Here is a 25,580-nt window from a genome sequence, read left to right on the forward strand (position 1 = left end):
GCAGTGATATCTAAACCCGCCTGTCAGTTGCATATGGGAATTCTTCGGTGAAGTTCGTAAAATATTTTTTAATTCTGATTTTCTGTTGCATTTTTTTGGGAAGCGCCTCGATTTATGGCATGTACAAATATGTCGAAGGTGAGCTGCCTGATGTCGCAACAATGAAAGACATTCGTCTGCAAACGCCAATGCAGGTATTCAGTGCAGATAATGAACTGATCGCCCAATATGGTGAAAAGCGCCGTATTCCATTGCCATTAACTGACATTCCTCCAATGTTAGTGCATGCCTTTATTGCAACAGAAGATAGCCGCTTCTATGAGCACCACGGTATTGACCCAATTGGTATCTTCCGTGCTGTGACTGTGATGGCTTCATCGGGTCATGCATCGCAAGGGGCGAGTACCATTACTCAGCAGCTGGCGAGAAACTTCTATTTAAGCCCAGAAAAAACCTTGATGCGTAAAGCAAAAGAGGCATTTTTGGCGATTCGTATCGAACAGTTATTTACCAAAGATGAAATTATGGAGCTGTACCTGAATAAAATTTATTTAGGTAACCGTGCTTATGGTGTGGGTGCAGCCGCTTATGTTTATTTTGGTAAAACAGTCAATGAGTTAACACTAAGTGAAATGGCGATGATTGCCGGCTTACCGAAAGCGCCGTCAACATTCAACCCGCTTTACTCTTATGACCGTGCGGTTAACCGCCGTAACGTCGTATTGATGCGGATGTTAGAAGAAAAATACATCACGCAAGATCAGTACGAGCAAGCGAAAAGTGAAAAAATTGTCGCTTCTTATCACGCACCAAAAGTGGATTTTTCTGCGCCTTATTTAGCGGAAATGGCACGCCAAACGATGTATGAAAAATACGGTGAAGATGCCTATACAGATGGTTATAAGGTGTACACCACGGTTGTGCGCAAAGACCAGTTAGCGGCGACCGAAGCCGTACGTAATAATTTGATAGATTACGATATTCGCCATGGTTATCGTGGTCCTGCGGAAGTGTTATGGAGCGGAAGCCAAGCCGCATGGGATAAAGAACAAATCGTTGAGAAACTGAAAAAATTACCAAACTATGGTTCATTGGTTCCAGCCGTTGTCACGTCTGCGAGCAGCAGCGATGCAAAAGTTATGCTGGCGGATGGATCGGACATCCAAATTACGATTTCGGGTGTGCGCTGGGCGCGTAAATTTATTTCAGATACTCAGCAAGGTGGTACGCCATCTGCCGTGAATAAAGTTGTGCAGCCTGGTGAGCAAATTTGGGTTCGTCAGGTTAAAGATAGCTGGTGGTTAGCACAAGTCCCTGATGTGAACGCAGCATTTGTTGCATTGAATCCGAATGATGGGGCGGTGATAGCCCTTGTGGGTGGTTTTGATTTTAATATGAGTGAATTTAACCGCGTGACGCAATCATTGCGCCAAGTGGGCTCAAACATTAAGCCATTTTTGTATACGGCTGCGATGGATAAAGGCTTAACGTTATCGTCATTACTTAATGATGTGCCGATTAGCCGTTGGGATGCAGGGGCTGGTTCCGATTGGCGTCCGAAGAACTCACCACCACGCTATGATGGTCCTATCCGTTTACGTCAAGGTTTAGGTCAGTCGAAAAACGTGGTAATGGTGCGTGCGATGCGCGCCATGGGTGTGGATTATGCCGCAGATTATTTAACGCGTTTTGGTTTCCCGAAAGAGAATATTAACCGTACAGAAGCGTTGGCGCTGGGTGCTCCATCATTTACCCCAATGCAAATGGTACGTGGTTACGCTGTGATGGTGAACGGGGGATACCTTGTTGATCCTTACTATATCTTGAAGATTGAGAATCACAGCGATGAAGTGATTTTTGAAGCGAAACCAAAAATTGCGTGTCCTGAGTGTACAAATATTCCGGTCATTTATGGGGATACGGCGCGTACGATTGCGCTGAGTGATTCTGAAGGCGAAGATGCAACAGAGGAAGTGACTCAATCGAATAATAATGTGGTGGAGCAAGAGCCAACGATGGCACTGTCTACGACCGCAGAACAACAGAGCCCTGAAGACCAATATGCGCCGCATGTTATTAGCACACCGCTGGCGTTTTTAATTCGCGATGCGATGGTGACAAATATTTATGGTGAGCCAGGTTGGTCAGGTACCGGTTGGCGTGCGGGTCGTGATCTGGGCGGTCGTCGTGACATTGGCGGGAAAACAGGAACCACGAATAGCTCGAAAGATGCGTGGTTCTCCGGTTATGGCCCTGATATTGTTGCCTCAGCATGGATTGGCTTTGATGATAACAAGCGCACATTAGGTCGCACCGGAATAAGCGGTGGTGAAGCAGGTGCGAAGAGTGCTCAGCCGATTTGGGATGACTTTATGAAAGCCGCCCTTGACGGCGTTCCGGTGAAAACTATGCAACCACCAAAAGGAATTATTTCAGTCTCTATCGATACCCGTACAGGTAAACTCTCATCCGGTGGACCTTCTCGTAGTGAGTATTTTATCGAAGGAACTGAGCCGAAAGAGCGCGCGGTACAAGAGGTTGGAACGACCATTTCAACGGAAAATGGAGCCAGCCAAGAGCTATTCTAATGAGCTGTTTTGAGCGTAAATAAACTGCACCCCATCGCCGTTTGGCATGGGGTGTAATTATTTAGGGTATTGGATAGATTGAATATCGAGTGGCGTTATTTCGCGTTATTTTTTAAGTAACGTTCCACATAAAACAACGCGCTAATATTGCGGGCTTCATTGAAGTCAGGGTGGTCGAGGAGCTCCATCATACGTGCAATCGGCCATTTGACTTGTTGGAGCGGTTCTGGCTCATCCCCCTCAAGTTTTTCGCTAAATAGGTCGTTAGCTATAAGTATGTTCATCTTGCTGGAAAAGTAAGATGGGGACATGGTGAGTTTTGCCAAAGGGGTAATTTGGCGAGCCCCATAACCGATTTCTTCTTTGAGTTCGCGCTGAGCTGCCTCAAGAGGGGCTTCTCCTGGGTCTACGGCTCCTTTAGGGAAGCCTAGCTCATAGTTTTCGATACCCACGGCGTATTCACGGATCAAAATCAGGTGATCATCAATGATGGGGACGATAAGAACTGCTTCACGCTTTGCGGGGCGCATTCTTTCATAAACACGTTTTTCGCCATTACTAAATTCGAGGTCAACAGATTGGATACTGAATAGTTTAGATTGAGCAACATCTTGAATATTCAGGATTTTTGGTTTTTTTAACTCTGTCATAACGATTTCCGAATCAGGTGAATGGGATCCATGAGGGCAAGCATACATTGTCTTTAACTATGACGCATATCAAAAAAAAATGATAGAGATTATAGGGTGGAGAAAATGCTGTTAGTATAATCTACTTATGAAAATCGCACTGATTAATAAGTAAAACATTTTATTTACAACATATTGTAAAATAAAACAAAAACTGAAAGAGAATAGGAATTGGCTTATATAGTGAATAGCATTACGTTGCTATGCTTTTTGAGTAGACAATTCTGTTGAGAAAAAAATGCTAAACACCGTCATTATACTGGCTCTGATAGTAGCTAGCCTAATTATAATGGTTTCCGTTCTGTTCTTCCGGCGGGGACGGCGTTCTAGTGTCTATCAAATACCCTCTCTAGCAACACCCGCGTTTAAAAAAATGATTGAGTCTGATTTCCAGACTATCACCCAGTATCTTAATCACAGTGCATCTAAAAACCTTCATACGCCTTCCCAAGCTGCATGGCAAATACGAAAAAATGCGACTGTTGCCACCATCTGTAATGCCATTACGCGATTTAATTTGCGTCAAGAGCAAGGGCAGGGTTGGCGTTATTTTATTGATACGATTGAAGTTCAGTTACCTTCTCAGCTAGAACCGTTCTTACAACGACAAAATGCCATGGAAATTGTAGAAACGGATCATCTGCCTTTAATTGTGGCTCTCAATGGTCACTCATTGAAGGAATTTAGCTATGAATGGGAAGTCCCTTCAGAGGAGCCTAGGACTCAACCTGAGGCTGATATCCATGAAGGTGAACCGAACACCATTCAATTGCTGAAGATGCGTAAGGAAAGTAAAGAGGAGCATCGACTCCATAATTCTTCCGGGTGGTTGGGGGCGATTGTGGTGAGTCTCAGTTTTTTTATCGGCTATCTGACGATTGTTTCTATTCCCATTTTTCAAGGATGGGGGCTGACATTAGCTGCGGTGGTTTTTATCCTCGGAATGTTTTTATTATTCCGTTTACGTCTTTTTCCTAGACCCTATCAAGATGTGCAATGTATTTATGGGCAAGCCAAACGCTGGGAATTGTACGGAGAGTTAGATAAAAAATACTCATCCACGATTTCGATAGGGGGCGTGGATCTGCACTATCCCACCTATTGGCTCCCTTACCTAAAATATGAGCTAAACCATCCTACGAATATTGACCTCTATTCGACGGGAGAAGTGCTGCGGTATGGTCGATATCTCTCAGTTCATGAAGAGGAACGCTATTACCCCTATAAACGATTTAAAAAGAATGTGCTGATGTTTTTCAGTGCATTGCTCGTTTTGGCGATGGTGTTTTCTTATCAATCGATTAGCTTGCCAGTAAAATTAGGTTTTGCGTGGATTGAAGGTGCGAAAAAAGTCAGTGTTGTTGACCCTTCAGATTTAACAGCGCGTAAAATTAGAGTTGGGGATACATTATCAGCGAAGGGAATGGGGATGTGTTATCGCCCTCCTAATTTGAATGATGCCAACCAAGCGTTGTTTGTGCCTTTTGATTGTTCGGGTGTGTATTGGAATAATATTAACCTGATTACTGAGCCGCAATCTGAGATTGTGAATCGAGCCATAGATTTATTGAATAGCGTAAAAAATCAATTACATCCAGATAAAGATGCCCCGGGAATTAACCCAAGATTACAGCGTGAAATCATGAAATCGGGAATGAATATTATTTTCGATTTTTCAGAAATCGTATTAAAAACCAACGCGTTGTGTGATCAACAAGATCATTGCATTAAACTCAAAAGCGCATTGTCTAACTTAGGTGGAAGTGTGGATGATTGGCCGGGGTTGGTAAATAAAGCGTCTTCAGGAAAATTAAGTGGTGCGCATGTTTTATTACGTGCAGGAAGTGCTGATGCCTTGGAAAACCTCGTTGAAGACACCACATATGATTTCATCAAGAAAGAACTTGAGAAGGAAGTTCGTAAACTCAATAGCCCACCACCAGGTGGGGTATTGTTGATCAGCGATGAAAACCGCCCGCTGGTAGATATAATGCCAGTAAGTTCACTGAGCGAAATGAACCAAGTTCAGCGATGGTATGAGTTAAAGCGCTTATCTAGCATTCTGATTAATACCCCATTTGATGTTGAAGGGGTTATCACGAACATTTCGACAGATGCCAATGGCACATTGCAAGTGGTGGTTCATGAACGCTTGGATGAAGATGTGTTATCAGAATATGTCTGCCGTTCAATGTTGGTTTTCTTCTTAATCATTTGTACCTTGATAAATGGAACATTAATTATTATTCGAGTTTTGAATAACAAACGGCGTTTGCGTAAAATCACTGAATATTACGATAAATGCTATGAGGCAGATAATCCTTCCGAGTCTAGATAGTATTATCCTTCCCTGACCATGGAGCCTCATTTTGGTTTGGCATTCAAACTAAGTGTGAGGAGGCACCATGAAGCCGTTATCGACAAATCAATCTTCAACAAAGCCATCATCCGCTGAACAAGTTCGCCTTGATAAATGGCTATGGGTTGCACGTTTTTATAAAACACGTTCGATTGCTCGTGAGATGATTGATGGCGGAAAAGTCCATTACAATGGGCAAAGAAGTAAGCCGGGCAAAATTGTTGAACTGGGTGCGATGATAAAAGTGCGTCAAGGAAATGATGAGCGGATTATCGAAGTGCTCGAGATCAGCAATCAACGTAAAGGTGCACCAGAAGCTCAGTTACTCTACCGTGAAACCGTAGAAAGCCTTGAACAACGTGAAAAGATGGCGATGGCACGTAAGATGAATGCACTCACGATGCCACATCCTGACAGACGTCCCGATAAAAAAGAGCGTCGGACTCTGCTAAAATTTAAACACACGAATTCCCATGAATCGTCTTAATAGACTGCCTGAGTAATAGAGAGAAATTATGGCTAAACAAGACCAACTCCACCGTTTCCTGTTCGAACAGCATGCGGTACGTGGAGAAATGATTACTGTCGATGAGACTTTTCATCATATTCTAGAAAATCATGATTACCCAGAAGCCGTCAAAATGCTGCTGGGCGAACTGCTGGTTGCGACCAGCTTACTAACAGCTACCTTAAAATTTGATGGCGATATTACCGTTCAAATCCAAGGTGATGGTCCTGTTAAGTTAGCTGTGATTAACGGTAATAACCTACAACAAATGCGCGGTGTTGCACGTGTTGATGGTCCTGTTGTCGCGGGAAGTACGTTACAGCAAATGATTGGTAACGGGTTCATTGTCATCACAATTACACCAAAACAAGGTGAGCGTTATCAAGGAATTGTGGCGATTGAAGGCAACAGCATTGAAGAGAGTATTGATGCCTATTTCCGCCAATCTGAACAGTTACCAACCCGCCTGTTTATCCGTGTTAGTGAACAAGATGGCAAAGCGATTGCTGGCGGGATGTTGCTGCAAGTTTTACCTGCTGCAGGAGAGACTAGCCACGAGTTTTTTGATCACTTAGTGCAACTGACTGCGACTATCAAAGGCAAAGAGCTCAGCGAATTAGACGTGAAAGAGGTACTTCATCGTCTATATCATGAAGAAGATGTCACGCTGTATGACCCACAATCTGTTGAGTTTCGTTGTACTTGTTCACGTGAACGTTGTGAAGCGTCTTTAGCGACATTAACCCATGAAGATGTTATGGATATTTTGCACAAAGATGGGAAAATTGATATGGAGTGTGAATATTGTGGCTCACACTATGTATTTATTGAATCCGATATCATCGGGTTAAATAATGAGCGAAATCAGCAACTTCACTGATACGATTTAGCAACCTAATTATGTGACAAGGGTGCAATTTTGCACCCTTTTTTTATAATTTTAAAGGATTATAACGTGCTCTAAGTCTCATTATGAATTAAAAAAAATTATACATTTTCAATTCTTTGATAACTATCGCTGTTAATTAGTCGTAAAGATTTATGATCGTCGGCAGAATAGCTATGTTTACCAGGAGCAATATAATGAGCGCTAAAAGCATTACCCTGAAGGATCTCGAAAAGTACGGCATTCATGACGTCGCTGAAGTTGTTTATAACCCAAGTTATGAGCTGTTATTTCAGGAAGAAACCAAGCCAGGTCTTGAAGGTTATGAACGCGGTACCGTCACTACGTTAGGTGCTGTTGCTGTTGATACCGGTATTTTTACAGGACGTTCCCCAAAAGATAAATATATCGTTCGCGATGATGTAACCCGTGATACCGTTTGGTGGGCTGACCAAGGTAAAGGTAAAAACGATAACAAACCAATGAGCCAAGAGGTTTGGAGCAGCCTGAAACACTTAGTGACTGAGCAGCTATCAGGCAAACGTTTGTTTGTTGTGGATGCATTCTGTGGTGCGAACGCAGATACTCGTCTGAAAGTCCGTTTTATCACTGAGGTTGCATGGCAAGCTCACTTCGTGAAAAACATGTTCATTCGTCCATCTGATGAAGAGTTAGTTGGTTTTGAACCAGACTTTATCGTGATGAACGGTGCAAAATGCACTAACCCGAATTGGAAAGAGCAAGGTCTGAACTCAGAAAACTTTGTTGCTTTCAACTTAACTGAGCGTATGCAGTTAATCGGCGGTTCTTGGTACGGCGGCGAAATGAAGAAAGGTATGTTCTCTATGATGAACTACCTGCTGCCATTAAAAGGCATCGCATCAATGCACTGCTCTGCAAACGTTGGTGAAAAAGGCGACGTTGCAATTTTCTTCGGCCTGTCTGGTACAGGTAAAACCACACTGTCTACAGATCCAAAACGTAAGTTAATTGGTGATGATGAGCACGGTTGGGATGATGACGGTGTATTCAACTTCGAAGGCGGTTGCTACGCGAAGACTATCAACCTGTCTAAAGAAGCTGAGCCAGATATCTATGGCGCAATCAAACGTGATGCGTTATTAGAAAACGTCATGGTATTGGCTGACGGTTCCGTTGATTTCAATGACGGTTCTAAAACTGAGAACACGCGTGTTTCTTACCCTATCTATCACATCGAAAACATCGTAAAACCAGTTTCTAAAGCTGGCCATGCGACAAAAGTTATCTTCCTGACGGCAGATGCATTCGGTGTGTTACCACCAGTTTCTCGCTTAACGCCAGAACAAACTCAGTACCACTTCCTGTCTGGTTTCACGGCGAAGTTAGCCGGTACAGAACGTGGTGTGACTGAACCAACTCCAACATTCTCTGCATGTTTCGGCGCAGCATTCTTATCTCTGCACCCAACTCAATACGCGGAAGTGTTAGTGAAGCGTATGGAAGCAGCAGGCGCGAAAGCATACTTAGTCAATACTGGTTGGAACGGTACAGGCAAACGTATCTCTATTAAAGATACGCGTGCAATCATTGATGCAATCTTAAGTGGTGATATCGAAAAAGCGGATACCATCAAGCTGCCAGTGTTTGATTTAGAAGTCCCAACAGCATTACCGGGTGTGGATACCAATATCCTTGACCCACGTAATACTTACGCTGATAAATCTCAGTGGGATGAAAAATCTAAAGACTTAGCGGATCGCTTCGTGAAGAACTTCGATAAGTACACGGATACCCCTGCAGGTGCAGCACTGGTTAAAGCCGGTCCTAAACTGTAATTTCGGGTAGTACAGATAAAAAAAGGGCTCTACAACGATTGAAGATAACATCATCGTGTAGAGCCTTTCCCATTGGTGTTAGCGTTTACTTACCTGAAAAGTTATTCCGCAGCAGGCAAGTCAAAAACTAAAATTTCACTCTCTTCATCAGCTTTAATCGTTAGCTGATTTTCTTGCCAAATGGCTAAACCATCGCTAGCCGTTGCTTTCTGCCCATTAACTTCAATGTTGCCTTTAACGACTTGGATCCACACAACACGTTTTTCTGCGATGTCGTAAGTGCTTTGCTCATTAGCTGGTAATGCCCAGCGCCATAAGGTCATGTCTTGGTTAACTTTTAGCGAGCCATCGCGTGCATCTGGTGATAACACCAATTGCTTACCACTTGTCGAATCAAAGCGTTTTTGCTCGTAACGTGGTTCGATGCCATTTTTATCTGGAATGATCCAGATTTGGTATAAACGCAGCTCTTTTTCATTACTTGGGTTGTATTCAGAGTGACGAACACCCGTTCCCGCGCTCATGATTTGGAATTCACCTGCAGGGATCTGCTCCATATTGCCCATGCTGTCTTTGTGCTCAACGGCACCATCCAGCACGTAGGTCAATATTTCCATGTCTTTATGAGGGTGAGTACCAAACCCTTGTCCCGCAGCGATGTAGTCTTCATTGATGACTCTTAACGCTGAGAAACCCATAAATTTTTCATCGTAATAGTTAGCGAACGAGAAAGTGTGCCAGCTGTCCAGCCAACCGTGGTTTGCGTGTCCACGTTCATTTGCTTGGCGTAAATAGATCATTGAGTCATCTCCTTAAAAGCGGATATCCAATTTTCATTGGGCTCTTGCTTAACTTGTTGATGACAGTTTAGCCAAATTGTAGAAAGAGAAAAGTAGGCGACATTAACCATAGGATCCAAAAAATTTGAATAAGATTTTAGGATATCACCAAGATGATTTTCGGTATGAAATGGCAAGTTTTGGTGGATGAGAATAAGTGCATGAATGGCAAGGTACAGATAAAAAAATAGCCAGCATATGCTGGCTAAAGTAAACACTGGAAGCAATGTGAGCAATGTCGTACCTCCTACAAGAGACTGACTAAGTTAAGTCGCCTGCGGAAGATGTGATAATGATAATAGTTATCACTATCGTTTGTAAAGAGTTATTTTTAACCAATTTTAGATTTATTTAAACTCAATGCTCAACTGCCTGATTTGGTTGAAATTAAATAATATCCATTATTTTTCAATGGATTAAATAATTTCATAAAAGTGTGCGCGATTAAGCTTGATGGGGCAAGTTTTCCGCACAAGCAGAAGCGGAACTCCACGCCCATTGGAAATTGTATCCCCCTAACCAACCCGTCACATCCATCACTTCGCCAATAAAATAAAGTCCGGGAGACTTGAGCGATTCCATGGTTTTGGATGAAATTTCATGGGTATCAACGCCACCAAGAGTCACTTCAGCAGTACGATAACCTTCTGTGCCGTTGGGTTGTACTTGCCAGTTATGTAATAAGTCATCAAGAGCATCAATCTGTGCGTGGGTGAGTTGTTTGAGTGGGCAATCTGGAATCTGTCCAAGTTGTTGTAAGACCTCAATTAAGCGTTTAGGTAACAGTGTCGCTAAGGTATTTTTGAGTGATTGATTAGGGCGCTGTTGTTTCTCATTGGTCAGAAATTCCCCCAATGAAATCTCTGGAAGTAAGTTAATACTCACATACTCGCCGGGTTGCCAGTAATTCGAAATTTGTAAAATTGCCGGACCTGATAGTCCCCTGTGAGTGAACAGGATATTTTCTTTAAATAGCACACCGCTGGCGGATGTGACGGTTGCCGCCACGGAAACCCCAGAAAGGGCTTGCAGTGCTTCAAGTAGAGGTTTGTGTAAGGTAAAAGGAACGAGTGCAGCACGGGTAGGGATGATGCTGTGCCCAAATTGCTCGGCAAGTCGATAGCCAAACGGAGTTGCTCCTAAGCCTGGCATTGAAAGTCCGCCAGTCGCAACCACCAGTAAGCGAGTACTTACTTGATCCCCATTCATCGTGACAACATAGCCGTCATCCGTTTTGTCGACTTGGGTGACTTCACTGCGTAGCTTGATAGTGACATTGGGCTGATCACACTCACTTTTCAGCATATCGACGATATCTTGCGCACTATTATCGCAAAATAGCTGTCCTAGGGTTTTTTCGTGATAAGGAATCTGATATTTGCCAACAAGCTCAATAAAATCCCATTGTGTATAGCGAGCAAGTGCTGACTTACAAAAATGAGGGTTAGTCGAGAGATAGTTATTGTGATCGGCGTACATATTGGTGAAATTACAGCGTCCACCGCCGGACATCAAAATTTTACGCCCCAATTTTTTACCGTTATCCAGTACAAGGGTATTTAAACCACGCTTACCCGCGAGTGAAGCGCAAAATAATCCGGCAGCGCCTGCACCTAAAATAATAACGTCAATATTTCTCACAATTAGGGTTCTCTGTATGCGTTTGATTTTTATCGTAATTACGATTATTTATGCTGCTATTTTACGCGATTTAACGTAGGTTGTAATGCAGCGTATCATCGAAGAATTAATGAAAAGTATGGTAGACGTATTATAATTAGGAAAAATCGCGAAAAAAGACTATTTCCCCCAGATTTTCACAAATTATCATAAAAAAAGTTTCAAAAATTCAGAATAACTTTAATTGTGGTAACTGGATGATATTAAAGGGATAGTTTGTATTTGATGATTTTTTGATTGGTATTTAAATCAAAAAAAGGTCAGATTTCGCTTCCACCGCTAGCGTTTGTCACTGATAATGCGCCGCGTTCATGTCCAACCAATAATGGCTTAACGTCTATGCTACATCTTTTTACAGGTTTAGAATTTTACACAGGTCTATTGTTAGTTCTAGCACTGTTATTTGTGCTGTTCTATGAGGCGATTAACGGATTCCATGATACTGCTAACGCGGTCGCAACGGTGATTTACACCCGAGCAATGCGCGCTCAGTTCGCGGTTGTCATGGCCGGGGTATTTAACTTTTTCGGTGTCTTGCTGGGGGGGCTGAGCGTGGCATATGCCATTGTTCATCTTTTACCAACAGACCTTCTCCTTAACGTGAGCTCTGCTCACGGCCTTGCAATGGTCTTTTCATTGCTACTGGCTGCTATCATCTGGAACCTTGGAACCTGGTATTTAGGTATTCCAGCATCAAGTTCTCATACGCTGATCGGTGCCATTATCGGTGTTGGTTTAACCAATGCGATAGTGACTGATACATCGGTGGTTGATGCGCTGAATATTCCTAAAATGATCAGCATTTTCATGTCCTTAATTCTTTCTCCGGCTATCGGTTTTGTGATTGCAGGGCTGATGATTTTCATGTTACGCCGTTATTGGAGCGGAACGAAAAAACGTCGCCGTATTCACTTAACGCCAGCTGAGCGTGAGAAGAAAGATGGTAAACGCAAACCACCATTTTGGACGCGTACTGCATTGATCCTGTCTGCTGTCGGCGTGAGCTTCTCTCACGGCGCGAATGATGGGCAAAAAGGTATCGGTCTGATTATGCTGGTGTTAATTGGTGTTGCACCAGCAGGCTTCGTCGTTAACATGAATTCAAACGGTTATGATATCGCGAGAACACATGATGCGGTGGTTCATCTGCAACAATACTATGAAACACATAAACCAGCCTTAAACCACGCAATTGAAAATACGCCTATGATGGCGGAGAACAAGCCAGAAGAAGGCGAGTTCCATTGCGACAGTTCACGTACGCCAATTATCTTAAATCAAGCTCAGAAGATGCTCAGCGGCATTCAGAGCTATGATGAGTTAACACCTGACCAGCGCAACCAAACTCGTCGCTTGTTAATGTGTATCTCCGATACTGCGAATGCAGTGGCGAAGCTACCAGAAACTAGCGCGAAAGATGCGAGCTTACTGAAAAAGCTGAGTAATGACCTGCTGTATACTGTTGAGTATGCACCGTTATGGATTATCGTTGCCGTTGCGTTAGCACTGGCACTGGGTACCATGTTCGGTTGGCAGCGTGTTGCGGTGACTATCGGTGAGAAAATCGGTAAGAAAGGTATGACTTACGCACAAGGCGTATCGGCTCAGGTCACTGCGGCGGTATCTATCGGTGTGGCAAGTTATACAGGTATGCCTGTTTCAACAACCCAAGTTCTCTCTTCTGCGGTAGCGGGTACGATGGTAGTTGATGGTGGTGGTGTTCAGAGTAAAACGATTAAGAGCATTGCGCTTGCATGGTTACTGACGCTTCCTGTTTCCATCATTCTGTCTGGCGTACTGTACTGGATTGCGCTGAAGATTATCTAATCAGCAGTAGGGAGCCCAGTTAGGGCTTCCTGCACACTCTAAGCATTCTAAAATAGTGATGATCGGTTTCCGGTCATCACTATTTTTTTGCCTTGAATAAAGGGAATAACAAACGCGAGGTTAATTGGCTATCACCATATAGACCAAACTCACAACGACTAAAATGCTTAATCGGCTGATCAACATAAACTGCTTGCGAATACGTTCACAACGGAATATCACATCAGGATCGTAGTGCTCAAGGTACTGTTTGGTATTGATATAACGGACAAGGCGCAATTGCTTGTTAAGCTGACCGTGAGTCGTGAAAAAGCCATTACCATCAACGGATTGATAAAGTAGAGGATCCGAATCCCTCAGAATAGATAATAAAACGCGAATAGAAGAAAAATAGCGCATCATATTTAAGATGCACAAAATGCAGAGTGCCCAAAATAATGCAATTACACTGAACATAATCCCCTCCTTAGAACGAACCTAAATTGCCCCGTTGTCACTAAAGGAAATACCGCCAAAATATTGCACTAACATCATTTATTTTTATTGTAGGGCATGTCGTTACTTAAACACAATTCATTGCTTAAAAAAAGTGCAGATGGTTCAAATTTTGACTTCAAAAAAGTGGGAGTCATAAACTGTTAATTTACAGATTGTTGATTACACTTACTGGCATTGCGGTAATTCGAATTTTGAACCGATATATATTAATATTGAATGAATGATGTTATTGTTTTATCAAATGTTCTGTCTTTTAATCCTTAAAAATTAATCTGCTAGATGTGATCAAAACGACACTTAGTTATCGCGATTAGCAGGTATAGTATATTCATAAGATATTGGTGAACGTCGTTAACCACCAGTTAAATCAGCATTTGGAAGGAGTTTACTTATGGCTTATAAACATATTCTTGTCGCGGTTGATTTATCACCTGAAAGTAAAGTTTTACTGGATAAAGCAGTTTCTATGGCGAAACCGTACGGAGCCAAAGTCTCTATGATCCATGTTGATGTTAATTACTCGGATCTGTACACCGGCCTTATCGATGTGAATTTAGGTGATATGCAACAACGCATCACTGACGAAACTCGTAATTCACTAAGAGACCTTTCCGCAGGTGCGGGTTATGACATCCAAGAAACCCTTAGCGGTAGTGGTGATTTAGGTCAGGTGTTAGTGGATGCTATCAAAAAATACGATATGGACTTAGTTGTTTGCGGACATCACCAAGATTTCTGGAGCAAGCTGATGTCTTCGGCTCGCCAGTTAATCAATACCGTTCATGTGGATATGCTGATTGTGCCACTGAATGACGAAGAAGAATAATTCTTCACAGATAAATTGAAATATTATTCACTGAAAACGCCTGCTTATGCAGGCGTTTTTTTTGTGACAAAATAATCGTCTGAAGGGAGTGATTGGCAGGTCAAGCAATTTTTTTTTCAAATGAGTAAAAAAAAACCTTGAATTGAGAATATAAACTAATGATATATTCAATAGGCAAACACAAATCGACCTCACATTTCCTAAAAAAAAAGATAAGAAATAGTGAGGCACCTCACAACAATATCCACATTGAAAAAGGAAGACAAAGATGGCTCAAACACTATCTTCATTCTTGGAGTCTGTCCAAAAAAGAGATCCTTCACAGCCTGAATTCCTACAAGCAGTGCGTGAAGTATTCACTTCTCTTTGGCCTTTCATTGAACAAAATTCAAAATATCGCGATCAAGCACTTCTCGAACGCTTCGTTGAGCCAGAAAGAGTGATCCAGTTCCGCGTATGTTGGATGGACGATCAAGGAAAGGTGCAAGTTAACCGCGCATGGCGTGTTCAATTCAGCTCTGCGATTGGTCCATTCAAAGGCGGCATGCGTTTCCACCCATCCGTTAACTTATCCATCCTGAAATTCTTAGGCTTCGAACAAACCCTTAAAAATGCACTCACAACCCTACCAATGGGCGGAGCAAAAGGCGGTTCTGACTTTGATCCTAAAGGAAAAAGCCATGGTGAAGTGATGCGTTTCTGCCAAGCATTAATGACAGAACTTTATCGCCACTTAGGGGCTGATACTGACGTTCCTGCTGGTGATATCGGTGTGGGCGGTCGTGAAGTTGGCTTTATGACTGGGATGATGAAAAAACTGTCTAATGACACCTCTTGCGTTTTCACCGGTAAAGGTTTGTCATTTGGTGGTAGCTTAATTCGTCCAGAAGCAACCGGTTACGGTCTTGTTTACTTCACTGACGCGATGCTCAAACGCCACGGTTTAGGTTTTGAAGGCATGCGAGTGGCTGTTTCAGGTTCGGGTAACGTTGCTCAGTACACCATTGAAAAATGTATGGAATTAGGTGCGAAGGTTATCACTGCATCTGACTCTAGCGGTACTGTAGTCGATGAAGCCGGTTTCACCCCTGAAAAACTTGCACGCTTAGAAGCTATCAAAAACAACTATGGTCGTGTTGAAGAATACGCGAAAGAGTTTGGTTTAACTTACTTAGCGGGTAAACAACCTTGGGGCGTTCCAGTGGATATCGCACTGCCATGTGCAACACAGAACGAACTGGATGTAGACGCGGCTAAAGTGCTGATCCAAAATGGCGTTAAAGCTGTCGCGGAAGGCGCAAATATGCCAACCACTATTCCTGCAACTGAGCTATTCCTTGAAGCAGGCGTTCTATTTGCTCCAGGTAAAGCAGCTAACGCTGGCGGTGTTGCAACTTCCGGTCTGGAAATGGCGCAGAACGCAGCACGCTTAAGCTGGAAAGCAGAAAAAGTGGATACGCGTTTACACCACATCATGTTGGACATTCACCACCACTGTGTTGAATTCGGTGGCGAAGCCAAACAAACCAACTACGTCCAAGGCGCGAACATTGCTGGCTTTGTTAAAGTCGCTGACGCTATGTTTGCACAAGGCGTTGTGTAAGGTTTAACTCAAAACGTAAGCGAAAGGGCGGTCGTACAAGTTTGTCGCTGTGATAAACCGTACAAACGCCCTTCGCCGTTACGTTTTAATCGCTGTGTTTAATACAGGGATAGATATCGAATCGATGGCTTTTGGTTGTGACTGCTGAAGGTGCTTTTTGCCCCGCAAGCGGTTCGGCGTAATCAGGTCGCTTAACCACAACACGGCGTTTTGCCAGCGCAATGGCTGGTGCCAGTAAAGAATCTGCATCATCATCAGCCCCGACCAATGACTGAAACACCCGCATCTCTTTCTTCACTAATGCACTTTTTTGCCGATGTGGGTACATCGGGTCGAGGTAAATCACGTCCGGCGCCTCAGTAATTTCAGCTAATGCCGTAATGCTCGATGCATGGATCAGTGACATTCGTGATTGTAACCATTCCCCAATTTCAGGGTCTTGATAGCCACGTTGTAAACCATCATCAAGCAGTGCAGCCACCACTGGATGACGCTCTAACATCCGCACTTTACAACCTAAAGCTGCCAGTACAAAAGCATCGCGCCCTAAACCGGCTGTCGCATCAATTACATCGGGCAGATACTCTTTTTTGATCCCCACCGCTTTAGCAACCGCTTCACCGCGTCCACCGCCAAATTTACGGCGATGCGCCATCGCACCCGAGACAAAATCCACAAAGATGCCACCTAATTTTGGCTCATCCATTTTGCGTAGTTGCAGGTTTTCAGGGGTTAACACTAACGCCATCAAGGCGTCAGGTGTATGTGTGAGTTGCCATTTTTCAGCAAGTTGATTGAGAGTGCCAACATCGGCACCCTCTTCACAGATTAATTGGATAGCAATATTCTCAGCCATGAATACCGTAGCTCTTCAACATCGCATCTAATTCTGGTTTACGACCACGGAAACGTTCGAACAGTACCATTGGTGCTTCAGAACCCCCGCGACTTAAAATATTGTCGAGGAAGGATTGACCAGTTTGGCGATTAAAAATGCCTTCTTCAGAGAAGCGAGAGAACGCATCAGCAGCCAACACATCCGCCCATAAATAGCTGTAATAACCCGCCGCGTAACCGCCGGCAAAAATGTGGCTAAACGCGTGTGGGAAACGTCCCCATTTTGGTGATGGTACCACGGCAACTTTTTCTTTGATGGCATACAGCGTTGGCATCACTTGCGCGCCTTTTGCTGGGTCATATTCTGCGTGTAAGGTGAAATCAAACAGACCAAACTCAAGCTGGCGCAGTACAAACATCGCAGACTGGTAATTTTTCGCGGCTAACATGCTTTGTAGCATGTCAGCTGGCAAAGGTTCGCCAGTTTCATAGTGACCAGAGATAAACTCAAGGGCTTCAGGTTCCCAGCACCAGTTCTCCATAAATTGGCTTGGTAATTCAACGGCATCCCATGGAACCCCATTGATACCTGCCACATCGGCAACATCAATCTGGGTCAGCATATGGTGTAGACCATGACCAAATTCGTGGAACAGGGTGATGACTTCATCGTGGGTAAATAAAGCAGGCTTATCCCCTAGCGGCTTATTAAAGTTACAAGTTAAATAAGCCACAGGATTTTGCAGCGAACCATCTTTATGCACCATACGACCCACGCAATCATCCATCCATGCACCGCCGCGTTTGTGTTCGCGAGCATATAAATCGAGATAGAAGCTACCGCGTAGGGTATTGGTATCATCATACAGTTCGAAGAAACGGACATCATCGTGCCAAGTTTCAACATCATGGCGTTCTTTAGCCGTTAAACCATAAATACGGTGAACGACTTCAAACAGCCCATTTAATACGCGCTGCTCTGGGAAATAAGGGCGTAATTGCTCATCATTAAGTGAGAATTTATGCTGTTTTTGTTTTTCGCTGTAATAGGCTAAATCCCAAGATTCGAGGGTTTCAACACCATAATTTTCTTTCGCGAATGCGGTCAGTTCTGCGAGTTCTTCTTTACCTTGCTGATGAGCACGGTTAGCCAAATCATTCAGGAAACCTAAAACTTGCTCAGGGGATTCTGCCATTTTGGTGGCGAGGGATTTTTCGGCAAAGTTTTTAAAACCAAGCAGTTGAGCAAGTTCATGGCGTAGCGCCATTAACTCATCGATAAGTTCGCTGTTATCCCATTTACCTGCGTTTGGACCTTGGTCTGAGGCGCGAGTGCTATAGGCATAGCTCATTTCGCGGCGCAGTTCTGCATTATCGGCATAGGTCATGACTGGCAGGTAGCTTGGCATATCTAAAGTCAGTAAATAACCTTCTTCACCTTTAGATTCCGCCATGGCTTTTGCTGCGGCGATGGCGCTTTCTGGCATGCCTGCCAGCTCGCTTTCATCTTTAATGAGTTTTGACCAACCCATTGTGGAATCTAGGACGTTATTACCAAACTTAGAGGCGATCTCCGATAAACGTGCGACGATTTCACCATAACGTTGCTGTTTTTCAGCAGGTAAACCAATACCGGACAGCTCAAAATCACGCAGGGTATTTTCGATAGATTTACGTTGAGCTTGGCTTAATTGATTAAATCCAGCGTCTTCTTTGAGGGATTTATAAGCTTGATACAGTGGCTCATGTTGTCCCATCCATGTACTGAATTCGGACAGTAATGGCAGGCATTGTTCATAAGCTTCACGTAGTTCAGGGCTATTTTTAACAGAATGCAGATGGCTTACTGGGGACCAAACGCGGGAGAGTTTATCGCTCGCTTCTTCTAATGGTTGGCACAGGTTGTCCCAAGTATAGTGGCTGTTGGCCGCCAGAATATTTTCAACGGTTTGGCGATATTCGCCTAAAACATGTTCAACTGCCGGGAAAATATGTGCAGGTTCAATATGTTCAAAACGAGGTAATGAGGAATTGGCTAATAATGAGTTTGTCATAAAAAAACATCCTTGAATGCAGGCTTGCGCTCGGGAGCCAAGGCTTACTGTGCTGACAATGAAAGTGTTGGCGGGGTGATTTTGACATCAGCGCGCCGTATGTAGACATGAATAAGTATATGGGGGCAATTGTACAAACCTCAATATCACATTTGTGCTTTTTGTTATCAGTTTTTGAGAATGGCGTGGCATTATTGGTGTGCATCAATAATTTGAATGGTTGTTCTCACAATACCTTGGAAAATAAATAATTCAGTTTATAATCGAACACCTACCAAATAGAGGAAGATCGTCGTCTCCGGTGAGGCGGCTGGATTTCAAATCCAGTTGGGGCTGCCAGCAGTCCCGGGCAGGTTCGACTCCTGTGATCTTCCGCCACTTTTCTCCCTTCGTATTAATACCATTTTTTGTAGTTTGTCTTAATCTATAAAGACTTGCTCAAAACTCAATCATCCTGAAGTTCCAGATAGTTCGATTAGAGGGAAATGGCCAGGCTTCCAGAGAGGTAGATGACTATAGTTTACTTGCCATTCTTGCGGTCGGTTACCGCGCCCGTTCTGTTCGCGGCACAAAATTTGTCAGAGAACTGCACGCTTTCCAATACAGAAACCGCGCATTTTTCAATCTAGGAAAAACACGATCTAGGACAAATTTTTCTTATTAAAAATCAGTCTTAGAAAAACCGGTCATAGCATCCAACTCCATTTCGCGACCTAATGCTGTCATTGGGTGGACAATAACGAGGCCTCGTACGGATTTCTTCAGTTTGCCCATATCCGCTTGCTCTTTCTTAGTGATAGGGCGCTTGAATGGCATATCCATCAATTTCTGTGCTTCTTTACTTAGCTTCTTGTTACGCGTTTCTTTCAGACGAGCGATTTCAACTTCCAGCGTCGCTTTTTCTTTTTCGAGCTCGGCGTATTTTTCCGCTTGGGTCGACAGTTGCATACTTGCCATTTGGTGACGAATAAGGTCTAAGCGGTCGCTAAGCGTTTTAATTTGTGTTTTTTCAGTTTCTTTCATCATTAATTAACCGTGAATAAATTTCCTGCCGGCAAGTATACATCATTCCGCATAAGAGGGCGAAAGGGGATAGCACCTATTAAGGCTCATCATCAAAATACGGTTATTTGCGATTTATCTATCACTATTTCACTGCTTATTTTTACTCAAAAACCAATTCGAAGCATGGTGAGTTGAATTATCAGCGGACAATTATTTCTTTTTCATAATGATTTTGTTCACCGGAATCATCAATGAGGCTAAACAGTATCTTGTCATTAGTATTATCTTTTTTAATTTCAGTCTGTTGCTCCGAAAAGGGGGGCAATAACATGGTCGGTAGTTGTTCTTCTGTTTTACCCATTTGTAGTTTATTGAACGTAATATAAAAAGGGGTGGGGTTTTTGATAGTTAAGCGTTGGCTTCCTTTATCTAACGTAAATTGGATTTGATCGCTTATTTCACCAATGGTCGCGTTAAGGTTATCAGGTCGGTAAAAGACCTTAATTTGTAGCCTGACTGCGACATTGATAATACTGGCATTGCCTTTTTCATTGTCAGGGGTCGGTGTGATTTCATATAAATTTAGCCAATAAAGTGATTCTCTGTCTGTTGAAGATGGCATAAATTTATTAACTAACCGAATGTATTTTAATTCGTTTTCATTAAGGCGGAAAATAGTAGGAATAGCAATGACAGGAGAGTGACTTGCTTTTTCTGGTGTGCCATCGGGAGCCCCATCATCAACCCAGCTTTGGATAATAACTGGGTATTTACTGGTATTTTTAATGGGCAATGTTGCTTCTCTTTGAGAATGCTTGATGATAACCCGTGAGCCTTCAATCATCATTGCTGCCTGACTATAAGAAGAAAGCAAGATCATTAACGCGAATAAGGTAGATTTCATTGTCATTGAACCTGAATAATCACTTGAACAGTTGCATCAAACTTTCCGGGTTTGACGACTTTACCTGGGATCTTTTCAAGTGAGGCATTGACTGTTTTAGAATACGTCGTCACGCCATTGACTACACCAACAGAAATAGCATCGGTCAGAACAGGGTACCACCCATTAGCCGCTCCTTGACCGGTGTTTGATAAAGACGATAGGTAATTTAAAGCCGTGCCGTTCAGTTGATACAATCTAACCCCGACGCCTGTTGCAATGTTTGGCATGCCATACCCATTTGACAGTAAATGCGTGACTCCGGATCCCGAACTAACGGTTAAGTTTTCTTGAATGGCAGAGGTAATATTTGCTGGGTTAGGTAAAAAACCCATCGCAGTTTGTGTATTTGCGGTTCCGCTGACAAACCCTGAAAGTCCGCTATTTGCAGGGGAGCCGGATTGGCACTGAAATCGAATATTAATAGGCGCGGTGACTTTCACATTATTATCGATCTCATTCTTAGAGATTAATGGGAAAAATACATTTGGTGTCACGTTTTCAACCATACAAGTGGCGGCTCGTCTAACAACGATGTTTTGGTGCAAATTAATGGCTCCGGGCCAATATAGATACCAACCATTATAGTAGTATGCGGAATCTGCATTCTCCGTTACGTTTAAAGAGCATTGCTTACATTTAAATGCCGTATAGGTAGAAGGTTGAGTCCAAGAAACAGTCCCCGTTGTTACGCTTGGCACGGGAACTCCTGAACCATAGTCAATTTTAAATAACTCTATGCTTGAGTCGGAAAAGTTTTTGGCTTTAACCAGAATCCAACCTTGGCTATCTCTATCTAGATTTGTTAGTGGGCGAGATTTCCAATAGCGAGAAAAATACTCCCCTGTATTGACATTCTTAACTCTAATTCCGACACCATTAACGATGGTTGTATAGGTCTGATCGAGCCCTAAAGCAGGGTTAGCTTGATACATGCCAGCATATGCTGAATCACCATTGGTGGCATAGAATTCTTTTAAAAACCCATCTTCATCAGCGGTGCAACGAAATAAAATTTGTTCCGGTTCATAACGTGCAGAACCTGAATCTAAAAAAGAAACATATCCTGTAGCGATTAAAGACCCTAAAGGTTGAAAGTTATTATTATTAATATTAATAACTCTTGGCGTTGTACCCATTGTACCCGATGAATCCGTAGACCCTCCCCAAGCACCAGCCGTTCCCTTTCCAGGTTCGGTATAATATACGCTACCAGAGTTCGTATTTATTGATGTGATTCGATAGCATGTTGCGAATGTATAGGTAGTAAAAGAAGAAAGTAGCAGGGCTAGCAATATTTTTGCAAAAGAAGATGTTGTCATTTTAATCGCCTTTACTTACTCGCAAGTTTCATTTAATAAAATAAGACTCAATGCTTTTTTGTCATCAGGAATGTTGTACGTTACGTGGCAATCGCCTAATTGCTGGGCAACGGATAGAGTGCCATTCAATTGTTCAACTCGAGCGTATATCTGATTTCCTTGTCCTACTAATCCAACGACTTGTTTGTTGGCATCATAAACGTCTGCACCCAGAGGTAATGATATAGATTGAGGTATAGAAATAAGAATAGGATAACCTACGGATGTATTAAACTTCAGTTTTACGTTGGCACCTGCGTAAGGTGCAATTTTTTGGGAGTTTTCAGCTAATGCAACATGATTATCCTCAATTTCTTTACTGTCTAAGCCAACGTTATTGTATTGATAAGGGATGAGAGACGGGATAATTGCATATCCGAACCTATCAATTGAAGCGCCAGAACCATTAATCACTCTAGCCCCTTTAGCGCCTTGCGCTTCAACTAACGCAAATGTGTCGCTAACATACGGACCCATAGTGACTCCTCCACCATGAGCAACGATGGCTCCCCTAGCAGAAAGGCTGCCTTGAGTATAATTTTCACCTTTAGATACACTGCCGGAAATTGTCGCTTCAGGAAATTGTTTCGTTAAATGAATTCCTGAGCTTACATTTCTATTATTCGCATCATAGTCGGCATTCACGCTGTAACTGAGTGTTTGGTCTTCTCCCATAATTCCAGATAGGTTGGCTTGATAGCTGGAATTACTGTCGCTATTTGTACCACCGAGCATCAGCATAGGAGAGTCATAGCTCCCTCCCAGAGGGACTGAAACCGTGAACATCACGATTTTATCGGTTTTTGAATTATCACGTTGATCACTATACGTGTAATTGTCGTTAACATGTCCAACTTTTTGTTGGCTATAAACAATACTGTATCCAATATTTTTATATGTGTTTGAATACCCTAGTTGGAATTGAGTATCGCGTTCACGGTTACCATAATAATTATTGATTGAACCCGATGTAAAAACTTGTCCCCACTCCCCTAAAGATTGGTTGATGTGTAGCACCATTTGGCTTTCTTGTTTATAGGTATTGGAGTTCCAGACTTCATTTTCTGATTTCATTCCTCTCACACCTAAAACATCAGCTAATTCACGAAACCCTTCAGTTGAATATTTATAGCCAGCTAATGTAATAATCGTATTTGTTGTCGACAAAGTACGGCTGTAATTTATGCCAACTCGCGCGCCCTGATGAGTTTCACCATTGATATCAGCATTAGAAAAGGCGGATTGTAGCCCAAAAGCACCAAATTGAGTCGCAAGTACTGTTCCAACAGAAGCCGCATAGTATTTATCTGCTGCACGGATACCACTGCTTAGCGTTAGCATGTTTGTTAAACCATGCTGAAAAGATGCATCAACAAACCGATTATTTATTCGGTTGAAATTCTTCAATTCACCCATCGCGATAGCATAGCGAGTATATCCTGGGCGAACAGACTCAGGTACGGCAGAGAAAGGCACAACAAATGATGTTACCTTGTCATTTGCTTCTTGAACTTCAACAAGCAGGTCGCCTTCATAGCTGGTTGGGTATAAATCTGTGATTTCAAATTGGCCTGGAGATACCGTCGTTTGGTAGATTTCAACGCCATTTTGCTTTACTGAGACGCGAGCGGTTGTTGTGGCGACACCACGGATAACGGGCGCATACCCTTTTTGTGAGTCAGGCAGCATCCGATCATCTGAAATTAGCTGAATGCCTCTAAATGAAAGGCTGCCAAAAATTGAACCAGCGGTAGATATTTCACCGACTAACAATTGCGATTTTAGTGAAACAATAGGACGTTGCAGATAAGTTCTTATCCAATTAAATTTCGTTTTTTTGCCATTATTATTTTCTGTCGATGTGTAATTCATTGATGCTTGTTGGCGAAACTGCCATAAACCTAAATTTATTCCCCCGTTGAAACTGGCAAACGCATAATCAGAGTTGTACCCTTTGGACTTATTTTTGTAATAGTTGGTATCATAATTAGCGAAAAGCATCGCTGTTCCAGCATTTAAGCTACTTTCCGGGACAAATCCTTTAGCATCTTGTTTGATATAAATCTGTGGAATGAGGAGATTTAATCTTAAATTAGAAGAGTCAAAACTCACTTTAGCGTCAGGGATAATGTCTTGAATAAACAAGCATTGGGCGGATTCTGTTTCTATGGAAGCATTGGCTTTTTTGAGCAAAATGCCCATAGACTCTAATTCTTCAGGTGAAAAACATGGAGAGGTGGTATCTGTCTTATCTAACTTGAACTCAACCTCTTTTTTTTCATAGAAGTTACTGTTAACAAAAAGATTGACTAAATATTGCCCTGTTGGGACATAGTTATTCTCACTAAATTTATTAATATCAATATTTTGCCCTCCACCTAGTAACATACTTTGGTCAAAGACAAATGATTGCTCATGATGTTGAGCATTAGCTTTAGAGATAAATAAAACAGCAATAAAGCAATAAGATGCAATCTTGTATTTAAACGATAGGTTTTCTCTCCTTAAATAGTAACAACGTCTGATTGTCATCTTATTTTTATCCACTAATTATATTTATACGTGTATTCGACATTACCACCCAAATCGTTGGTAAATGAGAATATGACTTTGTCTTGCTTTGAATTTATGGTTTTTTCATCTTTAAGCGGCAATTTTTTACTGGCAAATGGCGGGATCATTGTTGGTATTAATTCTATTTTTTCACCTGCTTGACCGAATACTTTTACAGAGTTCAATGATAAAAAATAAGGTGAGTTGTTCTTAACTTCGATACCTGAAGACGTTATGCCTGAAAATGAGATATGTTTCCCTATGTCATCGGCTCCTGAGGAGAGTGATGCTGGACGGTAGAAAATTTTAATACGATGGCGAATTAAAAAAGAAAGTTCATTCTCACTTGAAGCAGCATCGCGAGGAGGAATTTGCACTAAATTTAAATAAAATAGGGATTCCTTATCTTGAGGTAAACTTCCTCCGGTATAAATTAAGTTCGCGTCTCTACCTGTATTTGGCTCAATACGAAATACTGTCGGTTGAACAATGAAAGGGCCATCTGCATCGGCTGGTGTTGAATTCGGATTATCGATATCCGTCCAGATTTGCATGATATAGGGGGTATTGTCGTTATTCTTTAATTTTAATGTTTCTGACTTGGTATCTGACAGATAAACAACACGAGTTTTTAACATCGTGACAGATGCTGATGCGCTTGAAACAAAGGCAGAAATAAAAAGAATAAAAAAAATAAATTTTTTCAT

20 protein-coding genes and 1 tRNA gene are annotated in these 25,580 nt (G+C 42.5%); 10 read left to right on the top strand and 11 right to left on the bottom strand.

Going from position 1 to position 25,580, the window contains the following annotated elements:
* Positions 1-47 precede the first annotated feature (47 nt).
* The gene (gene mrcA / locus HFU86_RS01070; RefSeq protein WP_187128550.1) at positions 48-2,588 is read left to right on the top strand and encodes a peptidoglycan glycosyltransferase/peptidoglycan DD-transpeptidase MrcA; all 2,541 of its coding nucleotides are present in this window, start codon (positions 48-50) and stop codon (positions 2,586-2,588) included.
* 95 nt (positions 2,589-2,683) lie between these two features.
* On the opposite strand, the gene nudE is transcribed toward mrcA, so the two are convergent.
* A complete protein-coding gene (gene nudE, locus HFU86_RS01075; protein WP_132497187.1) occupies positions 2,684-3,238 on the bottom strand; it encodes an ADP compounds hydrolase NudE in 555 nt (184 codons plus the stop codon).
* A gap of 277 nt (positions 3,239-3,515) precedes the next feature.
* Here nudE and HFU86_RS01080 point away from each other — a divergent pair, with 277 nt between their 5' ends.
* The 4 genes from HFU86_RS01080 to pckA all read left to right on the top strand — a co-directional run bounded on the left by HFU86_RS01080 (position 3,516) and on the right by pckA (position 8,847).
* Positions 3,516-5,615, top strand: a complete 2,100-nt coding sequence (locus HFU86_RS01080) for an IgaA/UmoB family intracellular growth attenuator (RefSeq protein ID WP_132497186.1) — start codon at positions 3,516-3,518, stop codon at positions 5,613-5,615.
* A gap of 67 nt (positions 5,616-5,682) precedes the next feature.
* Positions 5,683-6,123, top strand: a complete 441-nt coding sequence (hslR, locus tag HFU86_RS01085) for a ribosome-associated heat shock protein Hsp15 (RefSeq protein ID WP_036950093.1) — start codon at positions 5,683-5,685, stop codon at positions 6,121-6,123.
* A gap of 28 nt (positions 6,124-6,151) precedes the next feature.
* Positions 6,152-7,024, top strand: a complete 873-nt coding sequence (hslO, locus tag HFU86_RS01090; protein ID WP_154602145.1) for an Hsp33 family molecular chaperone HslO — start codon at positions 6,152-6,154, stop codon at positions 7,022-7,024.
* A 203-nt stretch (positions 7,025-7,227) separates the two neighbouring features.
* Positions 7,228-8,847, top strand: a complete 1,620-nt coding sequence (pckA, locus tag HFU86_RS01095) for a phosphoenolpyruvate carboxykinase (ATP) (RefSeq protein WP_036950089.1) — start codon at positions 7,228-7,230, stop codon at positions 8,845-8,847.
* Between the two features lie 101 nt (positions 8,848-8,948).
* Here the strand turns inward: pckA and HFU86_RS01100 are convergent, their stop codons facing one another.
* Both HFU86_RS01100 and HFU86_RS01105 read right to left on the bottom strand, forming a co-directional pair.
* Positions 8,949-9,647, bottom strand: a complete 699-nt coding sequence (locus tag HFU86_RS01100) for a pirin family protein (RefSeq protein ID WP_132497183.1) — start codon at positions 9,645-9,647, stop codon at positions 8,949-8,951.
* Positions 9,648-10,130: 483 nt separating this feature from the next.
* Positions 10,131-11,327: an aminoacetone oxidase family FAD-binding enzyme gene (locus HFU86_RS01105; RefSeq protein WP_187128551.1), complete on the bottom strand. Its 1,197-nt coding sequence runs from the start codon at positions 11,325-11,327 to the stop codon at positions 10,131-10,133.
* 378 nt (positions 11,328-11,705) lie between these two features.
* On the opposite strand from HFU86_RS01105, the gene pitA reads away from it, so the two are divergent.
* Positions 11,706-13,193 (top strand): inorganic phosphate transporter PitA, encoded by a 1,488-nt coding sequence (gene pitA, locus HFU86_RS01110; protein ID WP_036950148.1) that lies wholly within the window; start codon positions 11,706-11,708, stop codon positions 13,191-13,193.
* Positions 13,194-13,313: 120 nt separating this feature from the next.
* Here the strand turns inward: pitA and uspB are convergent, their stop codons facing one another.
* Positions 13,314-13,649 carry a universal stress protein UspB gene (gene uspB / locus HFU86_RS01115; protein WP_036950083.1) on the bottom strand — a complete coding sequence of 112 codons (336 nt, stop codon included), beginning with the start codon at positions 13,647-13,649 and terminating at the stop codon, positions 13,314-13,316.
* Positions 13,650-14,082: 433 nt separating this feature from the next.
* Here uspB and uspA point away from each other — a divergent pair, with 433 nt between their 5' ends.
* Both uspA and gdhA read left to right on the top strand, forming a co-directional pair.
* A complete protein-coding gene (uspA, locus tag HFU86_RS01120) occupies positions 14,083-14,517 on the top strand; it encodes a universal stress protein UspA (RefSeq protein ID WP_036950081.1) in 435 nt (144 codons plus the stop codon).
* Positions 14,518-14,785: 268 nt separating this feature from the next.
* Positions 14,786-16,120 (top strand): NADP-specific glutamate dehydrogenase, encoded by a 1,335-nt coding sequence (gene gdhA, locus HFU86_RS01125; RefSeq protein WP_132497181.1) that lies wholly within the window; start codon positions 14,786-14,788, stop codon positions 16,118-16,120.
* A gap of 85 nt (positions 16,121-16,205) precedes the next feature.
* Here the strand turns inward: gdhA and rsmJ are convergent, their stop codons facing one another.
* Entirely contained in the window at positions 16,206-16,976 is a 771-nt protein-coding gene (gene rsmJ / locus HFU86_RS01130) for a 16S rRNA (guanine(1516)-N(2))-methyltransferase RsmJ (RefSeq protein ID WP_132497180.1), read from the bottom strand.
* Complete coding sequence (gene prlC, locus HFU86_RS01135) at positions 16,969-19,011, bottom strand: oligopeptidase A (RefSeq protein ID WP_187128552.1); 2,043 nt, start codon at positions 19,009-19,011, stop codon at positions 16,969-16,971. Before prlC ends, rsmJ begins: the two co-directional genes overlap by 8 nt.
* Before the next feature lie 283 nt (positions 19,012-19,294).
* On the opposite strand from prlC, the gene HFU86_RS01140 reads away from it, so the two are divergent.
* Positions 19,295-19,389 (top strand) — tRNA-Sec (locus HFU86_RS01140).
* 76 nt (positions 19,390-19,465) lie between these two features.
* Positions 19,466-19,675, top strand: coding sequence for a RhuM family protein (gene rhuM / locus HFU86_RS20275; protein ID WP_222717637.1), 210 nt, complete (start codon positions 19,466-19,468; stop codon positions 19,673-19,675).
* Here the strand turns inward: rhuM and HFU86_RS01150 are convergent.
* The 5 genes from HFU86_RS01150 to HFU86_RS01170 form a co-directional block, all read right to left on the bottom strand.
* Entirely contained in the window at positions 19,672-20,034 is a 363-nt protein-coding gene (locus tag HFU86_RS01150; protein WP_132497203.1) for a YibL family ribosome-associated protein, read from the bottom strand. The genes rhuM and HFU86_RS01150 overlap by 4 nt on opposite strands.
* Positions 20,035-20,215: 181 nt before the next feature.
* On the bottom strand, positions 20,216-20,920 hold the full coding sequence (locus tag HFU86_RS01155; protein WP_165906967.1) for a fimbrial biogenesis chaperone: 705 nt from the start codon (positions 20,918-20,920) through the stop codon (positions 20,216-20,218).
* Positions 20,921-20,922: 2 nt separating this feature from the next.
* Entirely contained in the window at positions 20,923-22,281 is a 1,359-nt protein-coding gene (locus HFU86_RS01160) for a fimbrial protein (RefSeq protein ID WP_036950069.1), read from the bottom strand.
* 15 nt (positions 22,282-22,296) lie between these two features.
* On the bottom strand, positions 22,297-24,852 hold the full coding sequence (locus tag HFU86_RS01165) for a fimbria/pilus outer membrane usher protein (protein WP_187128553.1): 2,556 nt from the start codon (positions 24,850-24,852) through the stop codon (positions 22,297-22,299).
* Positions 24,853-24,866: 14 nt separating this feature from the next.
* Entirely contained in the window at positions 24,867-25,580 is a 714-nt protein-coding gene (locus HFU86_RS01170; RefSeq protein ID WP_132497177.1) for a fimbrial biogenesis chaperone, read from the bottom strand.

This window comes from Providencia sp. JUb39, from assembly GCF_012272845.1.
GTDB lineage: Bacteria > Pseudomonadota > Gammaproteobacteria > Enterobacterales > Enterobacteriaceae > Providencia > Providencia lanzhouensis.